Origin of the sequence: Homoserinimonas sp. OAct 916 (assembly GCF_003260275.1) — a bacterium.
Classification (GTDB): domain Bacteria; phylum Actinomycetota; class Actinomycetes; order Actinomycetales; family Microbacteriaceae; genus OACT-916.
Genome location: NZ_QJHB01000001.1, coordinates 353091 through 379119, shown reverse-complemented (window position 1 = coordinate 379119; position 26029 = coordinate 353091). Strand labels below are relative to the sequence as shown.

19 protein-coding genes are annotated in these 26029 nt (G+C 66.3%); 9 read left to right on the top strand and 10 right to left on the bottom strand.

Translation table 11 applies throughout. The annotated features are described in order from the left end of the window. Positions 1-54: 54 nt before the first annotated feature. Complete coding sequence (locus DL891_RS01565; protein ID WP_157962349.1) at positions 55-3444, bottom strand: DEAD/DEAH box helicase; 3390 nt, start codon at positions 3442-3444, stop codon at positions 55-57. A gap of 249 nt (positions 3445-3693) precedes the next feature. Here DL891_RS01565 and DL891_RS01560 point away from each other — a divergent pair, with 249 nt between their 5' ends. Both DL891_RS01560 and hpaB read left to right on the top strand, forming a co-directional pair. Then, a complete protein-coding gene (locus DL891_RS01560; RefSeq protein WP_232818951.1) occupies positions 3694-4227 on the top strand; it encodes a flavin reductase family protein in 534 nt (177 codons plus the stop codon). Positions 4228-4287: 60 nt separating this feature from the next. Continuing rightward, positions 4288-5742 (top strand): 4-hydroxyphenylacetate 3-monooxygenase, oxygenase component, encoded by a 1455-nt coding sequence (gene hpaB / locus DL891_RS01555; RefSeq protein WP_111718641.1) that lies wholly within the window; start codon positions 4288-4290, stop codon positions 5740-5742. A gap of 17 nt (positions 5743-5759) precedes the next feature. On the opposite strand, the gene DL891_RS01550 is transcribed toward hpaB, so the two are convergent. Then, entirely contained in the window at positions 5760-7637 is a 1878-nt protein-coding gene (locus tag DL891_RS01550; RefSeq protein WP_111718640.1) for an FAD-binding monooxygenase, read from the bottom strand. A 36-nt stretch (positions 7638-7673) separates the two neighbouring features. Then, positions 7674-9062 (bottom strand): MFS transporter, encoded by a 1389-nt coding sequence (locus tag DL891_RS01545; protein ID WP_111718639.1) that lies wholly within the window; start codon positions 9060-9062, stop codon positions 7674-7676. Between the two features lie 136 nt (positions 9063-9198). Between DL891_RS01545 and DL891_RS01540 the strand changes: the two genes are divergently transcribed. The 7 genes from DL891_RS01540 to DL891_RS01510 all read left to right on the top strand — a co-directional run bounded on the left by DL891_RS01540 (position 9199) and on the right by DL891_RS01510 (position 17529). Then, the gene (locus tag DL891_RS01540) at positions 9199-10740 is read left to right on the top strand and encodes a fumarylacetoacetate hydrolase family protein (RefSeq protein ID WP_111718638.1); all 1542 of its coding nucleotides are present in this window, start codon (positions 9199-9201) and stop codon (positions 10738-10740) included. Next, entirely contained in the window at positions 10737-11435 is a 699-nt protein-coding gene (locus tag DL891_RS01535; RefSeq protein WP_232818950.1) for a GntR family transcriptional regulator, read from the top strand. The genes DL891_RS01540 and DL891_RS01535 overlap by 4 nt, the downstream gene beginning before the upstream one ends. A 13-nt stretch (positions 11436-11448) precedes the next feature. Continuing rightward, a complete protein-coding gene (gene hpaE, locus DL891_RS01530; RefSeq protein ID WP_111718637.1) occupies positions 11449-12999 on the top strand; it encodes a 5-carboxymethyl-2-hydroxymuconate semialdehyde dehydrogenase in 1551 nt (516 codons plus the stop codon). 50 nt (positions 13000-13049) lie between these two features. After that, the gene (hpaD, locus tag DL891_RS01525) at positions 13050-14207 is read left to right on the top strand and encodes a 3,4-dihydroxyphenylacetate 2,3-dioxygenase (RefSeq protein WP_111718636.1); all 1158 of its coding nucleotides are present in this window, start codon (positions 13050-13052) and stop codon (positions 14205-14207) included. 168 nt (positions 14208-14375) lie between these two features. Continuing rightward, positions 14376-15161, top strand: coding sequence for a 2-oxo-hept-4-ene-1,7-dioate hydratase (hpaH, locus tag DL891_RS01520; protein ID WP_111718635.1), 786 nt, complete (start codon positions 14376-14378; stop codon positions 15159-15161). Then, positions 15146-15949, top strand: a complete 804-nt coding sequence (locus DL891_RS01515) for an HpcH/HpaI aldolase/citrate lyase family protein (RefSeq protein ID WP_111718634.1) — start codon at positions 15146-15148, stop codon at positions 15947-15949. Before hpaH ends, DL891_RS01515 begins: the two co-directional genes overlap by 16 nt. Positions 15950-16041: 92 nt before the next feature. Next, a complete protein-coding gene (locus DL891_RS01510) occupies positions 16042-17529 on the top strand; it encodes an NAD-dependent succinate-semialdehyde dehydrogenase (RefSeq protein WP_111718633.1) in 1488 nt (495 codons plus the stop codon). A 315-nt stretch (positions 17530-17844) separates the two neighbouring features. Here DL891_RS01510 and DL891_RS01505 read toward each other — a convergent pair whose 3' ends face one another. The 7 genes from DL891_RS01505 to DL891_RS01475 form a co-directional block, all read right to left on the bottom strand. Next, positions 17845-20160 carry a hydroxymethylglutaryl-CoA reductase, degradative gene (locus DL891_RS01505; RefSeq protein WP_111718632.1) on the bottom strand — a complete coding sequence of 772 codons (2316 nt, stop codon included), beginning with the start codon at positions 20158-20160 and terminating at the stop codon, positions 17845-17847. Then, positions 20153-21178, bottom strand: a complete 1026-nt coding sequence (locus tag DL891_RS01500; RefSeq protein ID WP_111718631.1) for a mevalonate kinase — start codon at positions 21176-21178, stop codon at positions 20153-20155. Before DL891_RS01500 ends, DL891_RS01505 begins: the two co-directional genes overlap by 8 nt. After that, on the bottom strand, positions 21178-22200 hold the full coding sequence (gene mvaD / locus DL891_RS01495; protein WP_198668720.1) for a diphosphomevalonate decarboxylase: 1023 nt from the start codon (positions 22198-22200) through the stop codon (positions 21178-21180). Before mvaD ends, DL891_RS01500 begins: the two co-directional genes overlap by 1 nt. An 84-nt stretch (positions 22201-22284) precedes the next feature. Beyond that, positions 22285-22893: a nitroreductase family protein gene (locus DL891_RS01490; RefSeq protein ID WP_111718630.1), complete on the bottom strand. Its 609-nt coding sequence runs from the start codon at positions 22891-22893 to the stop codon at positions 22285-22287. Between the two features lie 59 nt (positions 22894-22952). Beyond that, positions 22953-23831 (bottom strand): ABC transporter ATP-binding protein, encoded by an 879-nt coding sequence (locus DL891_RS01485; protein ID WP_111718629.1) that lies wholly within the window; start codon positions 23829-23831, stop codon positions 22953-22955. After that, a complete protein-coding gene (locus DL891_RS01480; protein ID WP_111718628.1) occupies positions 23828-24892 on the bottom strand; it encodes a putative F420-0 ABC transporter permease subunit in 1065 nt (354 codons plus the stop codon). The genes DL891_RS01485 and DL891_RS01480 overlap by 4 nt, the downstream gene beginning before the upstream one ends. Continuing rightward, the gene (locus DL891_RS01475; RefSeq protein WP_111718627.1) at positions 24892-25923 is read right to left on the bottom strand and encodes a putative F420-0 ABC transporter substrate-binding protein; all 1032 of its coding nucleotides are present in this window, start codon (positions 25921-25923) and stop codon (positions 24892-24894) included. The genes DL891_RS01480 and DL891_RS01475 overlap by 1 nt, the downstream gene beginning before the upstream one ends. Positions 25924-26029 lie beyond the last annotated feature (106 nt).

The window sequence follows — 26029 nt, the reverse complement described above, 5'->3', positions numbered from 1 at the left end:
TCCGTGATGCGGATCATACCAGTAGTGCCGCACCGCAGAACAAAGGGGTGCTGCCTACGCCAGCAACTCCTGAATGTCGGCGGCAGTGAAGCCGCTGCCCGAGTGGGCCGCGTCAGTCATCACCGACTCGAACAGTTTCGCCTTGGTCGACTTCAGGGCCATGACCTTCTCTTCAATGGTGTCTTTGGCCACCAATCGGTACACCATGACGTTCTTGGTCTGGCCGATCCGGTGGGCGCGGTCCACGGCCTGGGCCTCGGTTGCCGGGTTCCACCACGGGTCGAGCAGGATGCAATAGTCTGCCTCGGTGAGGTTCAGGCCGAACCCGCCCGCCTTCAGACTGATCAGGAACACCTGCGTGTCACCCTGCTTGAAGTCGGCGATCGCCCTGGCCCGATTGCGCGTCTTGCCGTCGAGGTAGGAGTAGGTGATGCCGGCGGCATCCAACCGGTCCCTAGCCTTGCCCAGATACTGCGTGAACTGACTGAAGATCAGCGTTCGGTGGCCCTCGGCCGTGATGTCGTCAAGCATTTCGAGCAGCGCGTCGAGCTTCGTCGAGGGAATATGGGCGTACTGGTGATCGTACAGGCTCGCGTCCAGGCTCAACTGGCGCAGCATGGTCAGCGACCTGAAGATCTCGAAGCGGTTCGTATTCAGATCGCCGAGCAGCCCGAGCACCTTCTGGCGCTCACGCTGCAGGTGCATCTGGTAAACCTTACGGTGCTTGGGGTTCAGCTCCAGTTCGAGCACCTGCTCCTGCTTCTCCGGGAGGTCTGTCGCCACCTGGTCCTTGGTGCGCCGCAGCATGAACGGCCGAATGCGCCGCCGCAACTGCTGCAGCCTCTCGGCGTTGAAGTTCTTCTCGATCGGGTTGCGGTAGTACTCGGTGAACCGGCCAGGGGTGGGAAACAGCCCGGGTGCGGTGATCGACAACAGCGACCAGAACTCCATCAGGTTGTTCTCCAACGGGGTTCCGGTGATGGCCAACTTGAAGGGTGTGTTCAGTCGCCGGGCGAACTGGTGGGCGCGGGATTTGTGGTTCTTCACGAATTGCGCCTCGTCGAGCAGCAGACCGGCCCAGCCGATCGCATCGTATTCCGCGAAGTCAAGCCGGAAGAGCGTGTAGGAGGTGATGATGACATCCATGCCCCGGGCCACCTCGGCCAGTGTGTTCGGTCTCTTCTTCGATGTCTCGGAGATCGTGGCCACCGACAGGTCGGGAGCGAACCTGGCGCACTCGGCCGCCCAGTTGGAGACCACGCTGGTCGGCGCGACCACGAGGAAGGGCGCCCGGTCGGTCGCGGCCGCGTCTTTCTGCCCTTGCACGTGCGCGATCAGGGCGATGGCCTGCAGAGTCTTGCCGAGGCCCATGTCGTCGGCCAGAATGCCGCCGAGGCCATGTTCGTAGAGAAATGCGAGCCAGTTGAAACCCGACTGCTGATAGTCGCGCAACGTCGCATCCACGCTGTTCGGCAGTGGTACCCAGGCGACGGACTCGGAGCCCGTCAGACCCGCCATCGCGTGCCGCCAGGCGTCGGCCTGTTCGGTGACGACGCCGAGATGCTGCAGTTCGTCCCAGAGGTCGGCTTGGAACCGGCTCAACCGAAGTGAATCCGAACGCACGTCTTGGAGCCCGCGCGCCTCTTCGATTAATGTGCGCAACTGGCCAAGCTCCGGCCGGTCCAGGTCGAACCAAATGCCTGTGGGCAGGATCATCACCTCCTGGCCGGTCGCCAACGCACGGAACAGGTCATCGAATGGAATCTCGACGCCCTCGATCGACACCGTCACGGCCAGGTTGAACCAGTCACGCTCGCCGGCGATCTCGGTGGTGCCGACGCTGATCAGGGGTGGTTCATGGGCTTTGCGGTAGAGCGGCGCGTTGCCGTCGATCGTGACCCGCACGCGGTCGATCACCTCGAGTTCGGGCACAGCCGTGTCGAGGAACGCGAGCATGCGACCGCCGGCCAGTACCGACGTATCGGCCAGCCGCGATCGGGGATACCGGGGTGGGCTGAGTTCTGGGAACGGGTTGAGGGCGGCATCCACCGACTGAATGATCTCTGCTTCTGCCTCTGTGTCTCGAAAACTCGTGTCGCCGGGGGAGGGCCAGAGCGAATGACGGTAGGCCACAGTGTCGTCGGCCCCGGCTCGAGGATTGGTGTACTCCCACTCGAATTGGAGCTCTATCCGGGCATTCGTGTGGTGTGCGATGGTCAGTGCCAAACGTGGGCGCGCGGCCGGCGGCAGGTCAAACGAGCCGTCAATGCTGGTCAGCGTGAACTGTCGGCGCAGATGGGGGTAGAAGCTACCGATGAAATCAGCCTCGTCGGCCGGGGGGATTGTGACCGGCTCGGCGGTCAGGGCACGCAGGTGCGGGCTGACAGCCTCTGCCAGGGGCGCAATGACCCGCACGGTGTTGCCTGCCGTGCCGTCTGCCGCGCGGCTCTCGTCCCAGGTGAACACCCCGTGAGCGGGTGCCCCCGTGAAGCCGAAGGTGCGCCTCGCGACGTGACCGCCGGCAAGGTTCACCAGCGGGGCGAGGGTGAGGGCGCCCGCGTGTCGGCGGATGTCGAGTTCGACGCTGGCCGGAGCGGCTTGGAGAGTGACCGGATCAAGCCCCGGGGCAGTAGAGACCAATGGCACCCCGCTGGAGACGACAGCCGTGAGCAGGGTCCACAACGCGGGGGAATCGATGCCGTCCAGATAGATCCACTCGTCAGCCTGCGTCTGGAACCGCTGGGTGGCCGGCAACAGCGCATGAAGGGCGAGCAACGCGCGCACCTGGGCCGGATCGAATGACGTGGGCGGGTGGGAAAGCATCGCCCAGGTGAGATTTCCCGGTGTCCAGACACCGTTCCTGCCGGCGAGCATGCCGCGGGCGGCCAGGCGGGGGAGGGGCGCGGGGCCGCCTGAGACGAATCGAAAATGGCCGGAGTGCTTTCGTGGAACGTCGAGTTGCAGCGCCAGGGGTGTGCGAGGAGTGGCCTCGCCTGCCCTGGCCGGAGTCGCCAGCGGGCCAAGGATTTTGCGCCAGGTCGACTCGGTGGCCTCCTCGTGCCGCGAATCGACCGGTTCTGCCGTCTGGTCGTCCGAGTCGGGCCGTGAGCGCTGGCTCACGATCAGCAAAGCGGCAACATGCTTGCAGTTGCGTTTCAACGGACAGGTGCAGACTCCGGATGCCCGGGACACCTCACCGCGGCCATCCGTGGTGAGCGTCACAGTGGCCGTGTACGGTTCGTTGCGCGAACCGGCCACAGTACCGTAGACCTGCGCGCCATTCTTCAGCCAGGTGAGCTGCGACACATGACCGTCCCTGGCGTAGCGCTCGCCGCGGGTGAATGCCTGCGGGCCGACGAGGCGGGCGATCATCGGGGTGCTGATGGGGGAGGGCATAAGTCGTGCGGCACGTTCCTGGTCGAGTCGGGTCGGCGAAGGGGCCAACAGATAATTCTCTCACGCCGGGCTGGACGGGCCCACTGAACGAGACTGTTATGCGGGTGGCGAGCGCCATCCCGGCCCGTCGGGGCAGCCGACGACGACTCGCCGGGGATGCACAGTCAACCGGCAACCGGCTATCGTCAAAAAGGAGGCCAGCGATGAAATGCCCTGTTCGAACCCGGAATGAGTGGATCCGAGTCACGATGACCGTTGAACACAATGCATGATGAATCAGCGGATGGGGAACCACCGGTGATCCCAGTCCCTGACGGTCTCAGGCACACATGGAAGCCGTCGGTGTTGCGCCCGCGCGAACATCATTTCAGGGGCACCCTCGGTCGCTTCGCCACCGGGGTGGCAGTGGTCACCTTCAGCACACCGGACGGCCGGCACGGCATCACCGTGAACTCCTTCACCTCGGTCTCGTTGGAGCCGCCGTTGGTGCTCGTCAGCATCGCCAAGTCCACCCAGTCACACGATCTTCTCCACGACCGCCCGTTCACAGTGAACATCCTCGGCGCAGAGCAGGAGGAGGTTGCCCGCAATTTCGCGGGCAGCCTGACGGGTGACCCGCTCTGGGTCGACGGCGAGATCGCACCGAGGCTCTCCGGGGTGCTGGCCCACCTCAGTTGCCTGCCCTGGGCCGCGTACGACGGCGGTGACCACACGCTGTACCTGGGCGAAGTGAGGGAATTCGACTACCGGCCCGGCGACGCGCTCGGATTCGTCAACTCTGCATTCACCGTCATCCCCGAACACCTGTTGGGGCACGAGGCACTCTTCTGACCGCTGGGTTGAACACCCGCCCCACGCACCCGACCCGACCGTCAAGGAGCAATAGAAATCATGGGAATCCGCACCGGAGCGCAATACATCGACAAGCTCAATTCCATGCGACCGCACGTGCTCATCGACGGCGAGGTCATTCGAGAGAACATCGCCGAACACCCGGCCTTCACGAACGTCACACGCACCTTCGCGACACTGTTCGACATGCAGCACGACCCGCAGCACTCCGAGGCGCTCACGTACGCGTTGCCACAGACCGGGGAGCGCGTGAGCACGTCGTTCCTGATCCCGCGAACCGTCGAAGATCTGGAGAGGCGCAGACAGGCCACCGAGGTCTGGGCGGAGTACTCCCACGGGTTCCTCGGACGCACCGGAGACTATCTGAACTCGGCGCTGACCGCGCTCGCCGCTGCCGAACACTGGTTCGCCCAGGCGGATCCCCAATTCGCGCAGAACATCCGCAACTACTACGAATACGCCCGCGACAACGACCTGCTGGCCACACATACGCTGATCCCGCCGCAGGCCAACCGCTCGGTCTCGGGCAGCGAACAGCTGGGCGGCAGGCTCGCGGCGCGCATCGTCGAGGAGCGCGAAGACGGCATCGTCATCTCCGGTGCCCGCATGCTGGCCACGATCGGACCGATCGCCGATGAACTGCTCGTGTTCCCGTCCACGGTGCTGCGCGGCACCCCCGAGGATGCACCGTACTCGTACGCGTTCGCAATCCAGAACGACGCACCGGGTCTCCGGTACCTCTGCCGCACGTCGCTGCACAACGGGGGCTCCACCTTCGACGAGCCCCTGGCCAGCCGGTTCGAGGAAATGGATGCAGTGGTCGTCTTCGACAACGTGTTCGTGCCCAACGAGCGCATCTTCCTGCTCGGGCACCCGGAGCTCTGCAACGGCTTCTATTCCGAGACGGGGGCGGCCGCGCTGATGACCGGGCAGGTGATCGCCCGCACGATCAGCAAGAGTACGTTCTTTTTGGGGCTGGCCAGCGAGATCGCCGCATCCATTGGGATTGACGGCTTTCAACACGTCCAGGAGTCCCTGACCGAACTCATCATCGACGTCGAGATCGGCAAGGCGCTGATGCGGACCGCGGAGGTCGATGCCGAACTCAATCAATTCGGCATGATGCAACCGAAATGGGAGCCGCTGAATGCGGCGCGCAACTGGTACCCGAAGGTCGCGCAGCGCTTTCCGCAGATCATACGCACCTTGTGTGCCTCAGGGCTGATGGCGTTGCCCGGCGAGGCCGACCTGGCCAGTTCCGAAGTGGGCGACATTGAGCTGTACCTGCAGGCCAAGTCGCTGACCGGCCCCGAGCGGGTGAAGCTGTTCAAGCTCGCCCACGACGCATCGATCTCCGGGTTCGCCTCCCGGCAGGCGTTGTACGAGTACTTCTTCTTCGGCGACCCGGTGCGGATGGCCGGCGCCCTGGTGAACAGCTATGACGTGGAACCTGCGCGCCGGGGCATCCGCGATCTCCTCGCCCGCCACGACTGATCGGGCGAGGAGTCGGCTCACGACGCCGGCAGGAGATTCTGCGCGAAGAACGCCGCCAGCTCATCGGTCGCCGCCAGGGGCAGTACGTGCGCGACGTACTGGTCGGGGCGCACGATGACAACGGCGCCATCGCGCGAGATCTCGCGCACGTCGAAGATGTCCTCGTCGCGCTTGACCGCGTACATCTTCTCCCAGTCGGTCAGTTCGAACGGCCCGGTCTTCGGCAGGAACGTCGGGGGCACACGCGCGATCTCAACGTCTTCAAACCCCTGCTGGTAGATCACCTTCACGTCGAAGACACTGTCGATATCGCCTCCGGCCGGGGTGCAGCGCACCAGTGGAGACGCGGGCGAGGATGACAGCCACTCGGCCCAGTCGGCCAGCGCTGAACTCTCACCGGCTGACGGTCTATCGGCGAACGCGTAGATGCGCCAGCGGCCGTCGGCTTTGGCGTGGTGGCCGAGGTGCGCATTGTTGCCGTCGGATACGCGCACCACTTGGGCGGACTTGAAACGCTTGCCGATGGGGAAGCCTTCGGCCAGTGACTGGTGTTCCATAGCGCCCACGATCATCGACGGGGGGTACTGCGTCATGAAGCCCGACGGGAACTCCGAGGTCTTCAGATAGTAGTCCGCCAACTCCCGGGGGTCGGCGATCTCCTCCGGCCTGCGGGCCATCAGGCTCGACCATTCACGGTCGAAGTCGATCAACTGCTGCGCCACCGGCTGGCGCTCATCCGAGTAGGTCGACAGCAGCGATTCGGGGCTTCGGCCGGTGAGTACGTGGCCGAGCTTCCAGCCCAGGTTGAACCCGTCCTGCATTGACACATTCATGCCCTGGCCGGCCTTCGCGCTGTGGGTGTGGCAGGCGTCACCGGTCAGGAACACCCGCGGCGTGTGGTTCATGCCGACGGGCACATCGTCAAACTTGTCGGTGACCCGATGCCCGACCTCGTACACGCTGTGCCAGGCGACATTCTTCACATCCAGCGAGTACGGATGCAGAATGTCGTTCGCCTTCTGGATGATGGCCTCCAATGGGGTCTGGCGCACACGGTGCTTGTCGTCCTCAGCCACCTCGCCGAGGTCGATGTACATTCGGCACAGGTAGCCGCCCTCGCGCGGGATGTGCAGGATGTTGCCGGCCTCCGAGTTGATCGCGCACTTGATGCGCCAGTCGGGGAAGTCGGTGTTCACGAGAACGTCCATCACGCCCCAAGCGTGTTGCGAGACGCCACCCAGGTGTTTGCGGCCGATCGCGTCGCGAACGAGGCTGCGCGCACCGTCGCAGCCCACCACGTACTTCGCACGGACCACTCGCTCCTGCCTCTCACCCTCGACGTCCCTGAGGTTGACGGTGACGGGATAGTCGCCATCGGCTCCCACCGTCAGACCGGTGAACTCGATGCCGTAGTCGGGGGTGATCCTCGCGGGCCCGTGCAACGCGGCCTCGGCGAAGTAGTCGAGCACCCGCGCCTGATTCACGATCAGGTGGGGAAACTCGCCGATGTGTTGAGCGTAGTCCTCGGTGCGCGAGGTACGGATGATGTTCTGCGGGTTCTCGGGGTCGGGGCTCCAGAAGTTCATATGGGCGATGTTGTACGCCTCGGCGATGATGCGCGGTGCGAATCCGAAGGCCTGGAACGTCTCGACACTGCGTGGCTGGATTCCGTCAGCCTGACCGAGGACCAGGCGGCCGCCGCGGCGTTCGACGACGCGCGTGGTGACATTCGGAAACTGTGACATCTGCGCGGCGAGCAGCATACCGGCCGGGCCGCTGCCCACGATCAGCACGTCGACCTCGTCGGGGAGGCCCTCGGAGCGATCGATCCCGGTGCCGGCCGCAGGGCTCACTCGCGGATCTTCGGACAAGTAGCCGTGGTGGTGGAACTGCATGGAATCTCCTCGGTTCTGGTGTGTCAACGCGGGGCGTCAGGACCTGGACAGCCCGTAGATCGGGCTCTTGGCCTGCTCTTCTTCGTGATCGGGTCCGAGTGGGATGCCGGTGCGGTCGCGCAGCATCAGCGTCGCGATGAGACCGACCATTGTCATCCCCGCGAGATACCAGGTGACCGACCAGGTCGTTCCGGTCGCCTGGACGAGCGCCGTGGCGATGGTGGGGGCGAAGGCGCCGCCGACGATCGCACCGATGGCGTACGAGATCGATACCCCCGAAAAGCGGATGGATGCGGGGAACAGTTCGGAGTAGAGCGCGGCTTGCGGGCCATAGGTGAAGCCGAGGCCGATGGTGAGGATCGCAAGAGCCGCCCCGAGAAGGAAGACATCGCCGGTGTTGACCAGTGGAAACAGCGTGAATACTCCGACCAGCTGCAAGATCCAGCCGACGATGTAGGTGTTGCGCCTCCCGAGCTTGTCCGAGAGCCAGCCCGCGAACCACGTCGACGCCAGCCAGAACACCGCCGAGATCGTGACCGCGAGGAGCACCGGTCCGCGTTCAAGGGCGACCACGCCCTCCGGGTTGGTGGCGTAGTTCTGGATGTAGCCGCCGGTGGTCATGTAGCCGACCGCATTGTTGCCGGCGAACACGAGGGCGGCGATGATCACCAGCGGCGTGTGCTTCTTGAAGAGTTGCACGATCGGCATCTTTGCCTTCTCCTTGCGCTCGGCGATCTCAAGGAACACCGGGCTCTCCTCCACCCGGCGACGCACCCAGTAGCCGAAGAGGATCAGGATGATCGACAGCAGGAAGGGCACGCGCCAGCCCCACTCCACGAACGCATCACCTGGCGCGATGATCGCCATCAGCGCGGTGACCCCCGAGGCCAGCAGCAGGCCGATCGGCACGCCGATCTGCGGGGCTGCCCCGAACAGGCCACGTTTTTCGGTCTTGGCGTGTTCGACGGCCATCAACACGGCACCGCCCCATTCGCCGCCTGCCGAGATGCCCTGCAGAACCCGCAGCAGCACGAGCAGGATGGGGGCGGCCACGCCGATCGCCGCATAGGTGGGCAGAACGCCGATCAGCGTCGTTGCCGAGCCCATCAGGATCAGGGTCCAGACGAGCACCACGCGCCGCCCGAAGCGATCGCCGAAGTGACCGGCGAGAAAGGCGCCGAACGGACGGAAGAGGAAGCTCAGGCCCACTGTCGCGAACGACAGCAGGATCGCGGCCTGGGGCCCGAGCGGTTCGAAGAAGACCTTGCTGAAGACGAGGCCTGCCGCGGTGGCGTAGATGAAGAAGTCGTACCACTCGATGGTGGTGCCGACGACTGTGGCGACGACGACACGGCGGCGATCGTGCGCGGTCTGGATGGTGCCGGTGGGGGTGAATCCCGACTGTGGGGCGTTGGGTGCAGACATCTGCGGTGACTCCTTCGTCGTCGATCAGCCAGCGGGCTGCTGGTTTCACTGTCGTGACTGACATTCCCTCGGGTGGCTTGCCGTCCTGATTAGGATCATATACGATTTCAAATACGACGCAAGAGCGAGGGAGCTCATGAACAACGACACCGCATATGGCAGCCATCTGTCGGATGCCGGCGATGCCCGCTTCTCCGCCCTTCCCGGGCGGCCCGGCAAGATCATCGCCATTCACCTCAGCTACCCGTCCCGCGCCGCCCAGCGTGGCCGCCGCCCTGCCGCGCCGTCGTATTTCTTCAAACCGTCGAGCTCGGTTGCCGCATCGGGCGGCACCATCGAGCGGCCTGCCGGCACCGAGCTTCTCGCCTTCGAGGGCGAGGTGGCACTGGTCATCGGAACGAGTGCGCGGCGGGTATCGCTGGCAGATGCCTGGTCCCATGTCGCCTCGGTGACAGCCGCGAACGACTTTGGCCTCTACGACTTGCGCGCGAATGACAAGGGCTCGAATGTGCGGTCGAAGGGTGGTGACGGCTTCACCCCGATCGGCCCCACACTGATCGACGCGAGCGCGGTCGAACCGGCGTCCCTGCGCGTGCGCACCTGGGTCAACGGCCGGCCCGCCCAGGACGACACGACGGCCGATCTGCTGTTCACGCTCCCCCAGCTGGTGGCAGACCTGTCGCAACACTTCACTCTCGAGCCGGGCGACGTGATCCTCACCGGCACGCCGGCCGGTTCATCCGTGGTCGTGCCCGGCGACGTGGTCGAAGTGGAAGTGGATTCCCCGGGCTCTGCTGGTGCGCCGACGTCGGGGAGGCTCGTCACCACTGTCACGCAGGGCACAGCGGAATTTGACCCCGCGCTCGGCTCGCTTCCCTCTGTCGACGACACCCAGCGCACCGAGGCCTGGGGCTCCGCGGCCGCCGCGGGGCTCGCCGGCGAAGAGCCACCCTCGGCGGGCGGGCTCACCGCCGAGGTGCGACGCAAACTCGAGCTGGTGCCCGTCGCGGCGCTGTCGGGGCAACTGCGCAAGCGCGGGCTGAACAACGTCACCATCGACGGCGTGCGCCCCATGCATGCAGGTACCAAGATCGTCGGCACGGCCAAGACCTTGCGGTTCGTGCCCGGCCGCGAAGACCTGTTCAAGACTCACGGCGGCGGCTACAACGCACAGAAGCGCGTGTTCGACGCCGTCGCCGCGGGCGAAGTGATCGTCATCGAGGCTCGGGGCGAGACCGGCTCCGGCACTCTCGGCGACGTGCTCGCACTCCGCGCCCGCGCGAAGGGTGCCGCCGGCATCGTCACCGACGGCGGCATCCGCGATTACGACGCCGTCGCCGAGGTCGGCCTCCCCATCTACTCCGTCGGTGCCCACCCCGCGGTTCTCGGGCGCAAGCATGTGCCGTGGGACCACGACGTGACGATCGGATGCGGCGGCACGGCCGTGCAGCCGGGCGACATCATCGTCGGCGACGGCGACGGCGTGATCGTCATCCCTCCCGGCCTCGTCGAAGAGGTTGTGGATGCGGCACTGGCGCAGGAGGACGAAGACGCCTGGGTCGCCGACCAGGTGACTGCGGGGAACCCCATCGACGGCTTGTTTCCCATGAATGCCGAGTGGCGGGCGAAATACGACGCTCGTCCGGCCGAGCCGAAACCCGCGGAGGACGCACGGTGACCCAGATCGCACTGGCCGCCTCCAGCAAATCCGAGCGTGCCTATCACTGGATCCGCGAACGGATCTCCCGCCACGAGTACGGCCCAGGCTTTCGCCTGGTGCTCGGCCCCATCGCCGACGGATTGAACATGAGTGTCGTGCCCGTGCGCGAGGCGATCCGCAGGCTTGAGGCCGAAGGCCTCGTCACCTTCGAGCGCAATGTCGGGGCGCGCGTGTCGCTCGTCGACCCCGACGAGTACGTCGACACCATGCAGGCCCTGGGCATTGTCGAGGGCGCGGCCACCGCCCTGTCCGCGCCGTGGCTCACCACCGATGACCTCACCCAGGCGAAGGAGATCAACGAGCGAATGTGCCAACTGCTCGACCACTTCGACGCCCACATGTTCACCACCCTCAACCAGCAGTTCCACTCCGTCCTGTTCGAGCCCTGCCCCAACGTGCAACTGCGTGAACTGGTCTATCGCGGCTGGTCCAGGCTGTCCGGCCTGCGCGACTCAACGTTCTCGTTCGTGCCCGGCCGCGCCCACCATTCTGTGGAAGAACACGCCGAGATCCTCAACCTGATTCGAGCCGATGCCGACCCCCTCGAAATCGAGTTGGCCGCGCGCAACCACCGGTGGCGCACCATTGACGCATTCACTGCCGCACGTCGCAATGCCGACAGCCACCAACCATCCGACATCCACTCCCACTGATCCGGAGGCCCCAATGACCGACACCGCACGTGACACCCGGCACGTCCCCGCCGATTTGCCCACCCGTATCCAGCACTACATCGACGGCGAGTTCGTCGACTCGGTCGATGGCGACACGTTCGACGTGCTCGACCCGGTCTCGAATGAGACCTACCTGCAGGCGGCCGCCGGAAAGAAGGCCGACATCGACCTGGCCGTCGCGGCGGCCAGGCGCGCGTTCACCGAAGGCCCGTGGCCGACGATGCTGCCACGCGAGCGCTCACGCATCCTGCACAACATCGCGAACATCGTCGAGTCCCGTGATGCCCGGCTCGCCGAGCTGGAGAGCTTCGACTCGGGCCTGCCGATCACCCAGGCCCTCGGCCAGGCTCGCCGTGCCGCCGAGAACTTCCGCTTCTTCGCCGACCTGATCGTGGCCCAGGCCGACGACACCTACAAGGTGCCGGGTCGTCAGATCAACTACGTCAACCGCAAGCCGATCGGCGTTGCGGGCCTCATCACCCCGTGGAACACCCCATTCATGCTCGAGTCCTGGAAGCTCGGCCCTGCGTTGGCCACGGGGAACACCGTCGTGCTCAAACCCGCAGAGTTCACCCCGCTGTCGGCATCGCTGTGGGCGGGCATCTTTGAAGAGGCGGGGCTGCCCCAAGGCGTCTTCAATCTCGTCAACGGGCTCGGCGAGGATGCGGGTGACGCGCTGGTGAAGCACCCCGATGTGCCGCTCATCTCCTTCACCGGCGAGAGCAGCACCGGCCAGTTGATCTTCGCCAATGCTGCGCCTTTCCTCAAGGGCCTGTCGATGGAACTCGGCGGCAAGTCTCCCGCCATCGTGTTCGCCGACGCCGACCTCGACGCCGCGATCGATGCGACCATCTTCGGTGTCTTCTCGCTCAACGGCGAGCGCTGCACTGCGGGCAGCCGCATTCTGGTGGAGCGGTCGATCTATGACGAGTTCGTCGAGCGCTACGCCGCGCAGGCGAAGCGCGTGATCGTCGGATACCCGCATGATCCGAAGACCGAGGTCGGGGCGCTCGTACACCCCGAGCACTACGACAAGGTGATGAGCTACATCGAGATCGGCAAATCGGAGGGACGCCTGGTTGCCGGCGGCGGCCGCGCCGAGGGGTTCGAGCAGGGCAACTTCGTCGCGCCGACGGTCTTCGCCGATGTGGCGCCGGATGCGCGAATCTTCCAGGAGGAGATCTTCGGGCCGGTCGTGGCGATCACCCCGTTCGACACCGACGAAGAAGCCCTGGAACTCGCCAACGGGGTGAAATACGGTTTGGCCGCGTACCTGTGGACCAACGACCTCAAACGCGCGCACAATTTCTCGCAGGCGATCGAGGCCGGCATGGTGTGGCTGAACTCCAATAACGTGCGCGACCTTCGCACACCGTTCGGCGGAGTGAAGGCGTCTGGCCTCGGACACGAGGGCGGCTACCGCTCGATTGACTTCTACACCGACCAGCAGGCCGTGCACATCACGCTCGGCGCCGTGCACAACCCCACCTTCGGCAAGTCGGAGACCTTCGAGGCGTCACTTGACAACCCCGACCCCCGCTGAACCGACCGTCGCCAGACACACTCCACCCCCGACAAGCCAAGGACGCTGACATGAGCACCATCACCCCCGATTCGCCGGAACCCGTCGTCACGGCGGAAACCCCGATCCCCACTTCGGCGAGGATTCCCACGCCGAAATCCCCAGCTCCCGACATCCTGCGCTGCGCCTACATGGAGATCGTCGTCACCGACCTCGCGGCGTCGCGCGCGTTCTACGTGGACGTGCTGGACCTCGTGGTCACCTGGGAAGACGAGAGCAGCATCTACCTGCGGCCACTTGAGGAGTTCATCCACCACAACCTGGTGCTGCGCCAGGGCCCGGTCGCCGCGGTTGCGGCGTTCTCGTACCGCGTGCGCTCCCCCGAGGATCTCGACAAGGCGGTCGCCTTCTACGAGGAGCTCGCATGCCGGGTCGAACGGCGCGCGGAGGGCTTCACCAGGGGCATCGGCGATTCGGTGCGTGTGGAGGATCCACTGGGCTTCCCGTACGAGTTCTTCCACGATGTCGAGCACGTCGAGCGCCTCGCCTGGCGCTATGAGCTGTACACCCCCGGCGCCCTCGTGCGGCTGGACCACTTCAACCAGGTCACCCCGAACGTGCCGCGCGCGGTCGCGTACATGGAGGATCTCGGGTTTCGGGTGACCGAGGACATTCAGGACGAGGCGGGCACGACCTATGCCGCGTGGATGCGCCGCAAGCCCACCGTGCACGATACCGCCATGACCGGCGGCGACGGCCCGCGCATGCACCACATCGCGTTCGCCACCCACGAGAAGCACAACATCATCTCGATCTGCGACAAGCTCGGGGCGCTCCGCCGCTCGGATGCGATCGAGCGCGGCCCGGGCCGGCACGGTGTCTCGAACGCGTTCTACCTCTACCTGCGTGACCCGGATGGGCACCGAGTCGAGATCTACACGCAGGACTACTACACCGGAGACCCCGACAACCCGGTCGTCACCTGGGACGTGCACGACAACCAGCGCCGCGACTGGTGGGGAAACCCGGTGGTTCCCTCCTGGTACACCGACGCTTCGCTCGTGCTCGACCTCGACGGCAACCCACAGCCGGTGGTGGCGCGCACCGACACCTCCGAACTGGCGGTGACCATAGGCGCCGACGGTTTCTCGTACACCCGCAAGGGCGACGAGCCTGAAGGGTTGCCATCGTGGAAGCAGGGCGAGTACAAGCTCGGCCACCAGCTCTGAGGCACAGTGTGCGAGACTGCACGTCTGCACGTCGGTAGATCTGCACGTCGGCAAAGCTTCACGCCTGTATAGAAGTATCGGCTTCGCCGCAATGAATGGTACGGCGCGATGAGCAGCACGCCGCCGGGAATGCAGACCTGATCGCTGTTTGTAGGAAGGAAGAATGGGATGCTCGATTCGGAGACCATCGCACAGATCGCGGATGAGCTGGCTGAGGCGGAGCGGAATCGCACCATGGTGCCCCTGTTGACAGCGCGCCACGAGTCAATGACGGTGGAGGATTCCTACGCCGTGCAGAACGAGTGGCGCCGGCGCGGCATCGAGGCCGGCCGCAGGCAGATCGGGCGCAAGATCGGGCTCACCTCAAAGGTGATGCAGGTGGCCACCGGCATCACCGAACCGGACTACGGTGCGATCTTCGCCGACCAGGTGTACGAGAACGGCTCGGTCATCGAGCACGCCCGGTTCTCGAACGTGCGCATCGAGGTCGAGCTGGCATTCGTGCTCGCCGAGCCAGTCGAAGGCCCCGATGTCACGGTCTTCGATGTATTGCGCGCGACCGAATACGTCGTTCCGGCGTTGGAGATCCTCAGCTCTCGCGTTGAGATGGAAGGACGCACCATTGTCGACACCATCAGTGACAACGCCGCGCTCGGCGGCATGGTCTACGGCGGCAATCCGGTGCGGCCCGACGACGTCGACCTGCGGTGGGTCTCGGCACTGCTGTACCGCAACGAGATGATCGAGGAGACCGGTGTGGCCGCCGCCGTGCTGAACCACCCGGCGAGCGGCGTCGTCTGGTTGGCGAACAAGCTCGCCCAGCACGGTGACCGGCTCGAAGCGGGTGAGATCGTACTTGCGGGGTCGTTCACCCAGCCGATGTGGGTGCACCCGGGCGACACCGTGCTCGCCGACTATCGAGAACTGGGGACCATCTCGTGTCGCTTCGTCTAGATCCGACCTTCCGCGATCGACTGGCCGCCTCGCCCCGCCCGCTGGTCGGAATGTGGGTGTGTTCAGGCAGCCCTCTGGTGGCAGAGATCTGCGCCGGCGCCGGGCTTGACTGGCTGCTCATCGACATGGAGCACTCGCCGAACACGCTCGAGTCGACCCTCACGCAACTGCAGGCAGTGGCGGCATACCCCGTGACACCTGTGGTGCGCGTGCCAATCGGTGATGTGGTGGCCATCAAACAGGTCCTCGACCTCGGCGCGCAGAACATCCTCGTACCGATGATCTCCTCGGCCGATGACGCCCGCACCGTGGTTGAAGCCGTGCGATATCCGCCTCGCGGGCGACGCGGTGTGGGTTCGGCACTCGCCCGGTCGGCGCGCTGGAACCGGGTCGACGACTACCTCACCGACGCCGACTCACACGTTTCGCTGTTCGTGCAGATCGAAACCTCCCAGGGCGTGGAGGCCGCGTCCGAGATCGCAGCAGTCGACGGGATCGACGGCGTGTTCATCGGGCCGAGTGACCTGTCCGCCTCCATGGGCCTTCTCGGGCAGCAGACGCACCCGGAGGTCACAGCCGCCGTCGTTCGGGCCTTCGACGCGGTGCGGGCCGTCGGCAAGCCGGTCGGGGTGAACGCCTTCGACCCCGATGCGGCCGAGGCGTATCTGGCCGCGGGCGTTTCGTTCGTGCTTGTCGGGGCGGATGTCGCGCTGCTGGCACGCGGATCCGAAGAGCTCACAGCCCGCTGGTTGTCGAGGGATGAAGGCCCCGAGCGCTCCTCGTACTGACCCGGTATTGGCGAGTAAACTGGAGCGGTCTGCGCCACGAGGGTGCCGGCCCGAAACCTTGAGAAACAAGTAGAAAAAGAAGAAGAGAGCCCATGACTGCGCTGACCGAGACCGTGCTGACCGAAGCCGACCTCCTCGCCCGTGTTCCTCACCAACTGTTCATCGGTGGGGAATGGGTGGATTCGACAACTGGTGCCACCCTTGACGTGCGTGACCCGTCCAACAACCAGGTGATCGCCTCGATCGCCGACGCGAGCATCAAAGACGGGATCGGCGCGCTGGATGCGGCCGTCGCGGCGCAAGACGCCTGGGCTGCCACCTCGCCGCGTTTTCGCGGTGACCTGTTGCGACGCGCTTTCGACCTGCTGATCGAGCGACAGGACGAGTTCGCACTGCTGATGACCGTCGAGATGGGCAAGCCGCTGGCCGAGTCCCTCGGCGAAGTGAAGTATGCCTCCGAGTTCGTGCGCTGGTTCGGCGAGGAGGCTGTGCGCATCACCGGCCGTTACGGACCCAACCCCGAGGGCACCGGCCGCATGATCGTCTCGCAGCACCCGGTGGGTCCCAGCTTCCTGATCACCCCGTGGAACTTCCCGCTGGCCATGGCGACCCGCAAGATTGCCCCGGCGCTCGCCGCCGGCTGCACTGTGGTCGTGAAGCCGGCCGCCCTCACCCCGCTGTCCACACTGCACTTCGTGAAACTGTTGGAAGAGGTCGGCCTGCCCAAGGGCGTGGTGAACGTGATCACCACCTCGACCTCCGGTGCGGTCTCCGCCCCGATCATCGGCGACCCGCGGCTGCGCAAGCTGAGCTTCACCGGTTCCACTCCGGTCGGCCAGCGGCTGATCGAGCAGTCGGCCCGCGTTGTACTGCGCACCTCGATGGAGCTGGGCGGAAACGCGCCGTTCGTCATCTTCGAGGATGCCGACCTCGACAAGGCTGTCGAAGGTGCCATCGCTGCGAAGTTCCGCAACATCGGCCAGGCGTGCACCGCAGCGAACCGGTTCATCGTGCATTCGTCGATCGCCGACGAGTTCGCCCGACGGGTGACCGACCGGGTGAACTCGTTCGCGATCGGCCGCGGCACGGAGGACGGTGTCGTGATCGGGCCGCTGATCGACAACAAGGCGGTGGCCAAGGCCGACGAGCTGGTGCAGGATGCGCTGAAACGCGGCGCGACCCTGCGAACCGGCGGCGCGAAGGTTGACCGGGAGGGCAGCTTCTACGAGCCGACCGTGATCTCCGGAGTTGTTGCCGGCAGCGATATCTTGCGTGAGGAGATCTTTGGGCCGGTGCTGTCGATTGTTCCGTTCGACGACGAGGACGAGGCGGTCAGGCTGGCCAACGACACCGAGTACGGGCTTGTCGCCTATGTCTACACCGAGAACCTTTCCCGCGGCCAGCGCATGATCGACCGGCTGCAGACCGGCATGATGGGCCTGAACATGGGCGTCATCTCGAACGCCGCGGCGCCGTTCGGCGGCGTTAAGCAGTCTGGCCTCGGCCGCGAGGGCGGGCTCGAGGGCATCCACGAGTACCTGTATACGAAGTACACGCTGACGCCTGACCCCGCGGCCTGACACCCATCCCTTGAGGCTCGCGCCCCTTGGCACGCTTCGCGCTCTTTCCAACGGGGGCGCAGCGTGCCAAGGGGCGCGCGCACCGAGGCGGCTGCGAAAGTTTGACCAGTGACCGTGTGGTCTGATGCGTCATGCTGCTCTCCCGCACGCGAGAAATCCGACCCGACGGATGCCCGAGAGGGGGCATCCGTGGCGACACCGGCGACATCGGCACCGGCAGCACCGGCGACACGGGCGCCATCGGGAACCCATCGCTCCGGTTCGAACTTGCGCGAAGCGTTCCAAGTGGTGCACGCTCTGCGGGAGTCTGCGCGGTCAGCGGATCTCAGTGAGAAAACTGCGGTAGCCGGCCCGGCGCATCGCGTTCATAATGGGCTCACTGCCGTCGGGCCCGGCCAACGCGATCATCGCGCCGCCGCCACCGCCGCCCGTGAGTTTCGCCCCGAGCGCTCCCGCCCGCCGGGCGATGTCCACCAGTTCCTCAAGCTCCGGGCTGGAGACCTGCAGCGCGTTGAGCATGCCCTGGTTGATGTTCATCAGTTCCCCGAGCTCGATCAGGTTGCCGGACTCCATCGCGTCTGCTCCAGCCAGTGCGAGGTCGTTGATCTGTGTAAAGATCTGCTCGTAGCGGGTCGGGTTGCGCTTCCACGCCTCGCGCACGCGCCCGACCGTGTGAGCGGTCAACGACTTCACCCCGGTGAGCCCGATCACGATCGGGATCGGCTGGGGGGTGTAGATGCCTTGGATCTCACTCTGGGCGGTGGCATCCGCCTTGCGGTACAGGATCGGTCGACCGAACGTCGCCACGGTGTTGTCGATGCCGCTCGGAGTGCCGTGCACGATCTGTTCGCACTCGTAGGCCAGCTCGGAGACCGCGCGGTCGGACAGGGAGATGTTGAAGCAGCCAGCCACCGCGCGGATCACCGCGACGGCCAGAGCGGCCGAGGCCCCCAGCCCACTCGCACGCGGCAGGTGAGCGAACACGTCCACGTGGATGCCCTCATCGGCCACCCCCAGGCGGCCGGTGATGAGAGCCGCCACCTGTTGCAACGTGTCGACTCCGACCGGCTGATCGGGTGCGACGCGCATGTCCCAGTCGGGGATCGACACGTTGAGCCCCGAGGGGCGTTTTTCTGCTCGCGCCCGAATCGACAGGTTGATCGGGGCCGCGATCGCGTGGCCGCCGTAGACGACCGCGTGCTCCCCGAGCACGATGATCTTTCCGTAGCCGACCTGGTCGGCATCGGTGGCGCCCGCGGGAATCGGTGCGGACCTGGCATTGGCCGCCCTGGCCGCATCGATTGCGGCGCGGTCGATGACGCTGATCGCGCCGGTCGGGGGCAGCCCCTGGTTCACCTGGTCGATGATGCGCCTGGCCTTCCACACCTTGATGTCACCGCTGGCGACCAGCCGTGAAACCACTTCGTCGAAGATTCCGCGGTCGGCTCCGGCCGCCACAGCCACGGCACGGGCATGCAGGCGCATGTGCCCGGGCTGGATTCCCTCGGTCGAGAGGGCCCGGAGGGCAGCCATATTCTGGGCCAGGCCAACGGCAGCCATCACCTCGGCCAGTTCGGTCGCCGAGCGCACCCCGAGCAGCGTGTGTGCCAGCTTCACCGCGGGATTCGACTCCACCTGTCCGCCGACGGTGCCCACCTTGAGCGGCATTTCCAGTTCGCCGACCAGAGCACCCGTTTCATCCACTGACCAACGGGTCAGCGGCGAGTAGCGTCCGTCGCGGGCTGCGAACGCGTGTGCGGCGGCCTCGATCGCCCGCCAGTCGTTGCCGGTCGCGAGCGCCACGGCATCGATTCCGTTCATGATGCCCTTGTTGTGGGTGGTTGCCCGATACGGGTCGAGCTCGGCGAACTCGCTGGCGAGCACTATTCCATCTCGCACGCGTTCGCCGCTGAATTCGGAGGTCTCCAACAACGCAGCAGGAACCATAGCGCGGGCGCGCACCAGCGCCCGGTCGGTGAGGTTCGACAGGATCCGGAGGAAGACTCGTCCGCCGGTGATCTGTTCGACGAGCGGTGCCACCGCCTCACACATCGAGTTGACGAGGTTGGCACCCATCGCGTCACGGGTGTCGACCACCAGGTGGGCGACCACCAGATCACCGTTCTTCGCGGTTCGCGCGTGCCGGAACACTTCCAGGTCACGAGCGCCCCCACCGCGGCGCACCATGTTCGGGTGTCCGCTGTTCGCCAATGCGATCACCTCGTCTTTGCGCGCTTCGAGAACAGCGATCGCTTTCAGCGGCTCATCCAGATCGAGGATCTGCAACTGTCCGATCAGCAACGGCTCATCCGACGACGTGGTGAATCCGCCCGCGCGGCGCACCACTTTCGCGGCGGAACTCACCGCCGCAATGATGGACGGCTCCTCCACCACCATCGGCACCAGGTAGTCACGGTCGTTGAGCTGGAAGTTGAGACCGAGTCCAAGGGGGAGTGAGAAAGTGCCGATCACATTCTCAGTCAGGCGGTCGGCCTGTTCCGGGGTCAAGACGTACTTCCCGCCGAGCAGCGCCTCGTAGTCGGCCTGTGTGAGTGCCCCGTGGTCGCGCAGCAGCGCAAGCCGATCATCGACAGACAGTTTGTGAAATTTGGGTAGGCGTGAGTCAGCCATCTCCGCCTCCTGGGTGAACGCCCGGCGCTCCGCCGGACAGTGGAATGATATCGGCTCCGGCCGCGACCAGGGCGTCGGCCAGCCGCGTTGCGGGTTCGCCGGAGCGGCTGAACGCCAGACCGACATCGCCGCCACCGGCTCCCGAGGTTTTGAACACGCCGCCGTGAGCCGCGGCCAGGGTGTGCAATTCGCGGTGGCGGTCGGTGATGATGCCAGCACGGGTCGCGGCGTCGAGTTCGCTGAGCGCATCGAAGTAGTTCGAGCAGAGTCGGAGAAAACTGTCCGTGTCGCCGAGGGTGTCCCGTGCTGATCGTGCCAGGGCAGCCAGACGGTCGATCAGTCGCTGATACCGGGTGGGGTCATCTGCGCGTAAGGCGCGCACCCGGCCGACCAGATCGGTGGTGACTGCGCCCTGCCCGGTTGTGACCACCATCATTTCCAGGTCGGTGGGCCAGGTGAGGGGAACAGGATCCCGGCCGGGGGTGAATTCGATCAGGCCGCCGTGGCTGGAGGCTGCCACGTCGCCACCCGAGCCGACTCCGCCCTGTGCCGCACGATGGGCGGTGTCTGCGAGCTCTCGCACGTGCCCGGAATCAAGGCGAAGGTCACAGGCGCGGGCTAGGGCATGGGTGAGCGCAACAGCGACCGCGGCGCTGGATCCGAGCCCCAGCTTTGCCCCACCCTCGTGGAAGATTTGGCTGTCGATCGAGATTTCCAACGGTGAGGGAGGCCGCGTTGCCGCAGAGAGCACCTCGCCCCGCACCGCGTCGAACACGCGCAGGGACTCACGCTGGCGGCGGCTCAGGCCGTCCGGTAACCCCCCGTCGACCCCGAGGGTGATCGGGTCGATACCGGTGCCGGGCATGGCCACCCGCCAGAGGTCGTCGGGCGATGGACGCAGGGTGACCTCGACGTACCGGTCGACGGCTGTCAGCAGGGCCGGCGCCCCGTCGAGCACGGCGTATTCGCCGATCAGGAACAGCTTGCCGGGGGCCCGCGAGTGGAGCGGCCTGATCATCAGGGGTTCCCGGGTTCAGCTGGGGCCATGTCATCCACGAGATGTGCGGCCGGGCCGAGGGCACTGATCCGCACCTGGCGCACCCCGGGCACAGCACCCAGTTCGGCGGCCACCGCTGACGCGTCTTCGGGGGCGCAGAGAGCCTTCACCTGCGGCCCCGCGTCGATGGTGAAGTAAGCGGGCAGCCCTTCTTCACGCAGGCGGATGACCCGGTGCATGGCGGCCATGGTGCCCGCGTTCCAATAGATCAACGCGGGGCGCGTCGTCAGCATCAGGGAGTGCAGTTTCAGGCAGCTGTGCTCGGCTTCCTCGCCTAGCGTGCGAAAGTCACGCTCCGTGATGGCCCGTCGCATCGTGTCGAGGTCGCGGTCGGCAGTCTCGAGCCAGCCCGGATAGAACGGCGAAGTCGTTGCGCTGCCCAGCATCCCGGCGGTGGAGCTGACCGGTTTCGGCTGGGGCTCAGTGATCGCGACCACGACTGACAGCGGCCAGTCCGCCCCGGGGAGCAACTGCTCGGCGAAGGAGTCCAGGCCGGAAGCTGCGGTACCGGCATGCATCTCCACGTAGCCGCCGAACACCGAACGTGCGGCCGAACCGGAGCCGCGCCTGGCCAGGACCGAGAGCTCCCTGGGGGTCAGGGCAAGACCGGCGGCGCGGCTGGCGGCGAGGGCGAGGGCCGCGAACCCGGATGCCGAAGAGGCAAGACCCGCGCTCGACGGAAAGTTGTTCGTGCTGTTGACCCGGGCATGCAGGGTGAGGCCGGCCTGACTTCGAACCACATCGAGCAGGGCACTCACCCGGGATGCCGGTTCGGGCCTGTCGTCCAGATGAAACTGGTCGGCGGCCAGCGACGGATCGAACGAAACGCGGGTATCCGTGGCCAGCGCATCCAGGGTCACCGAGATCGAGCCGGTCGCGGGGGTGTTCAGGGCGGGGTCGCGCTTTCCCCAGTACTTGACCAGAGCGATGTTGCTGTGCGCCCGCGCGACCGCAGTGAGGTCACCGCGGATGGTGTCTGCCACAGTGGTGCTCCGATCGCGTCCACCATATTTTAGTCGCACTTCGGCTCCTGAGGGAAAGTCGCGGGCCAGCCCTCGGTCGCCGAGCTACGAGCGCCACTGCCCGCGGTGCACGAGCTCCTCGAGGGGAACCCGGGGACGCCTGGTCGCTGAGCCAGACGCCTGAGCCGAAGCCTCCGGATGGCCGAGCGTGACGGCCCCCACCGGAGAATATTCGTCGGGAACACCGAACTCGGCCCGGAACGCCTGGATGCGGTCGGGTGGCAGCCCGAAGAGACAGCCGCCGAGACCCTCGTCGACGGCGGTCTGCAGAATCAAAAGGGCCGCCATTCCGGCGTCCACGTGCCAATACGGCACCGCCCAGCGCGGCTCCTCATCTGCGGGCCAGCCCTTGTCCGACTCAGCGTAGCGGCGCACATAGGCCGCTTTCGATGACAGCGGCACGATGATCAGCGGTGCGCTGCGCATGCCGTCGAGCCAGCGGTTGCTGGAGGTGCCCGGGGGAGTGGTCGCGGCCCAGAAGCGGGCCAGGTCTCGGGGCTCATCGAGCACCAGAAACGCCCAGCCCTGGGTGAACCCTGCATTCGGTGCGCGCACGGCGTTGCGCAGCATCCGGTCGATGGTGTGGGCGGCGACCGGCTCGGCCTGGTAACGGCGCACCATGCGGCGGCGGTCCACCACTGTTTGAAACTCCATGCCCCCATCGTGGCGGGTCGTCTGCGCGACGTCGAATCCGCCGTCTCGCCCGGCTTTTGTCAGGATGCGGGCCGGTCGCCGGTGTCGAACGCGATCAGTGGTCGGCCGGTGATCGGGTTGGTCAGGATCTCGGCACGCACCCCATACACGTCCCAGATGAGTTCGGGAGTGAGCACCTGCTGGGCGGGGCCGGCGGCCCGCACGCGGCCGGCCTTCAGCACGATCACGTGGTCGGCGTAGGCCACCGCGATGTTCAGGTCGTGCAGGGCGGCGACCACGGTGAGACCTGAGGCCGTCTGCGCCCGAACCAGAGACAGCAGCGACAGCTGTGCGTGCACATCCAGGTGGTTCGTGGGTTCATCGAGCAGAAGCAGGCGCGGCTGCTGGGCCAGTGCCCGGGCCAGGTGCACCCGTTGGCGCTCGCCGCCCGACAGAGTGTCGAAGGCCCGATCTGCGAACTCACGAAGCGATACGGCCTCGAGGGCGTCCTGCACGATGCGCTTGTCTTCTGCTCCCTCTGCCTGCCAGCGGCCGAGGTGGGGGGTGCGTCCGAGCATCACCACGTCGGAAACCCGCATGCCGGAGTCTTCGGCGGAGTGTTGCTCGGCCAACGCGACGATGCGCGCTCGATCCCGACGGCGCATGCCCACAAGATCGGTGTCGCCCAGGCGCGCGGTGGCCGATTCCGACGCGGGCAGGATACCGGCGATCACCTGCAGCAGGGTGCTCTTGCCGGCTCCGTTCGGGCCGATCACTGCGGCGAACCCGCCCACGGGGACGGTGCAGTCCACCCCGTCGATGATCAGGGTGGATTGGCGGCTGAAGCTGATGCGTCGCGCACTCAGCCCTGCGGCATCCGGTGCGGCGACCGGCTGCGGGAATGCCGGCGGTATTGAGGGCCGGGCCTGTGGGGCGGGGCGGGTGGGGGAGAGGGTCATGATGAACTCCGGGAACGCAGTAGGAGAAGGGCGAAGACGGGGGCGCCGATCGCGGCGGTGAGGATTCCGACCGGCAGCTCGCGCGGGTCGAACACCGTGCGGGCAGCCGTGTCGACCCAGATGAGGAAGATGGCGCCGGTGAGGGCCGCAAGCGGCAGCACGCGGCGGTTGCCGCGGCCGACCACCAACCGCACCATGTGCGGCAGGATCAGGCCGATGAATCCGATCGCACCGGAGACGGCCACCAGGGCTCCGGTCAGCAGGGCGGTGGCAGTGAGCATGATCCAGCGGGTTCGGGTCACGCTCACCCCCAGGGCGGATGCGGCCGTGTCGCCGAAGGCGAACGCATCCAGAACTCGCCCGGAGAAGAGCAGGGGAACGCCCACCACCGCGAGTGCCGCCCCCGCGATTGCCACCGACGACCATTGGGCACCAGAGAGGGAGCCGAGCAGCCAACTGAGGATCTCGCGATAGGTGTCGCCAGTGGCCGACCAGAAGATCGCCAGACTTGTGAGTGCGCCAAAGAAGGAGGAGACAGCCAGCCCGGCCAGGATCGTGCGTGTCGGGGTGAGGGTGCCGGCGGCGCTGGCCACCAGCAGTGTGGCGGCCAGGGCGACGATGGCCCCGCCGAAGGCCGCGACCGGGAGGAGCACGCCCACACCGAGCAGGATGACGCCGACGGCGCCGAGTGAAGCGCCCGAAGAGAGGCCGAGCAGGTAGGGGTCGGCCAGCGGGTTGCGTGTGAGGGCCTGCATCACCGCGCCGCACAGTGCGAGGCCCGCGCCGACCGCCCCGGCGGTGAGGATGCGTGGCATGCGCAGTTGCCAGATGATCCCGTCCCGCAGCGGAGACAGCGCCGGGTCACCAAATCCCAGGTGAGCGAACACCGACTGCCAGGCCTCGCCGAACGTGATCTGTGCGGGTCCGATCGTGACCGCGAACAATACGGATACGGCGAGCACCACGCCGAGCCCTGCACCCAACACCGGGACACGGATGCGAGCCCCGGGTCTGTGCGCAGAGGCGGCGGCCGCCGCAGGCCGAAGCGCGGTCGTTTGCATCAGGGAGTGAACCTCGCCGCCTCGACGGCGATCTGGGCGGCCAGGTCGGCGTTGCGCACGCCCGCCTCCGTCTCCGCGAACGGTGCAACGATATAGCGTTCGTTCTTCACCGCATCCAGCCCGGCCGTGGCCGGGTTCGCCGCCAGCAACTCCTTCTTCTTCGCCGCGGTGCTCCAGGCGCTGTCGACGAGCACGATCACCTGTGGGTTGGCGTCAACGATCGCCTCCATGCTCATCTGGGTCCACGTGTCGTCCACCCGCGCGGCCACGTTCGTGAGCCCGGCCGCCTCCATGATCATTTGCGGGGCACCCGTGCCGGCGCCGACGTAGGGGAGGTCCACACCAGAGGACCACCAGAGGGCAGTGAGCGGCGCGGGCAGCGGGGCGATGTCGTCGAGGACCGCACGCGAATCAGCGACCAGTGTGGTGGCGGCATCCGGCACATCGAAGATCGCTCCGGCCTCGCTGACGTCGGCGAACACATCGTCGAAGCTGAGCTTCTCCGGTTTGTACCCGGGCTCCTTGCACGCGGAGGGCGCCACGTAGCTGAGCACGCCGAGGGAGTGCAGAGCATCGCGGTCGCCAGCTCCCTCCGGGCCGAAGTTGGATTCCCAGCCGGCGAAGACCAGATCGGGCTCAAGGTCAAGCACCGCCTCCTGCCCGGGCACCTTGTCACTGATCACCGGAATCTCGACCGGTGTGATCGAATGCCCGGCAACTGCGGTGGGCATCGGTCCGTCGGGGAATGCCTGTCCGATGATGCGGTCGGTCAGCCCGAGCGCCACCAGCAACTCGGTGGTGGACGATTTGATGGTCACCACGCGGGTCGGTGCCTGGGTGAAGGTCACCTCGGTTCCGCAGTTGTCGATGGTGACCGGGTACGTGGTTGTCGCGGCTGCGACCGGCGGGGCGGCGGACGCCGGGGATTCAACCGCTGCGCGCTCGGCGCCGGCGGCGCTGCATCCTGCGACCAGCAATGCACTGGCCGCGATGGCAACAACGAAAATACCTCGGTGGGGAACGAAATACATGTGACCTCGATGGGGGAAATCGTCTGCATGCAGACGCGGGGAATCCAGGGCTGGCTCCTGCCAGGACCTGCCGCCCAAATCGAGGTCAGCTGCAACCGGTCAAGAC